Here is a 1,108-nt window from a genome sequence, read left to right on the forward strand (position 1 = left end):
CCGCGGCGCCGCCCGGCGCGACGGCGGCGAGCGCCTCGACGAGGTGGTCGGAGATCGCGTGGGCGCGGCGCGGATCCCGGCGGGAGCCGTCGCGGTCGTCGACCTGCTCGGGGTGGGCGGCGTCGAGGCCGGACAGCACGACCGGCGGCAGGGCGTCGCCGTAGCGCGCACGGAGGTCGGCCAGCACGACCGGCACGAGGTCGGGCGCGACGGGGTGGCCGTCGAGGGAGGCGGGGTGGTCGGTCCAGGGCAGCTCGGCGAACGGGATCGCGGTGGATCCGGCCGTGAGGCGCGGCACGGCGGCGACGCGGATCGGGTCGGCGAGGGCGACGCCGTAGTGGTCGAGCGGCTGGCCGATGGAGCGGAGGTCGGCCGGATCCACGCGCCCGAGCCGCTCGAACGCCTCGGCGTGCGGGCCCGCGAGGTCCGGGTAGCGGCCGAGGAGCACGGCGTCGGCGAAGAGGTCCTGGTGCACGGCGCGCGCCACGACGGCGGCGGCGCGGTCGTCGTCGTCCCCGGATGCGGCCTCGACCACGCGGTGCGCGTTCACGATGCCGACGCGCGCCGAGGAGCGCGAGCCGCGGATCGCCTCCACCGCGCGGCCGTGCGCGAGCAGCTGGTGGTGCACGGTGGGGAGCGCGTCGAGCCCGAGGCGGGACCCGGGCGCGTGCGTGCCAGCCACGTGGCCGGCCATCGTGGTGAGGGCGGGCGTCCGCAGCGTCACCCAGTCGGGCACGCGGTCGGCGAGCGCCTCCGCGGCGAGGTACGCGCAGTCGCCGAAGCGGAGGGCGGTGTCGCGGTGCAGCCAGCCGCCGCGGTCCTGCAGCTCGACGGGCAGGTCGTGGTCGTGCAGGGCCGCGCGCGGGCGGATCCCCGCGGCCAGCAGCGCGTCGACCAGCTCGTCGTAGAACGCGATGCCCTCGCGGCGGAGGCCCCCGCGCGCCTCCGGCTGGATCCGGGACCAGGAGATGGAGAAGGAGAGGACGTCGACGCCGAGCTCGGCCGCGAGCGCGACGTCCTCGGCGCTGCGGGCGATGTGCTCGGCGCCGCGCTCCGGGTCGCTGCCGTCGGCCACCGCGCCGGGCCGCCGGGCGAACGCGTCCCAGAC

General features: G+C 78.4%; 1 protein-coding gene. It reads right to left on the reverse strand.

Going from position 1 to position 1,108, the window contains the following annotated elements:
* On the reverse strand, window positions 1-1,108 hold a 1,108-nt coding region (locus DZG00_RS15635; protein WP_119455828.1), incomplete at both ends, for a glycoside hydrolase family 1 protein.

It is taken from the genome of Clavibacter lycopersici, from assembly GCF_003576405.1.
Classification (GTDB): Bacteria; Actinomycetota; Actinomycetes; order Actinomycetales; family Microbacteriaceae; genus Clavibacter; species Clavibacter lycopersici.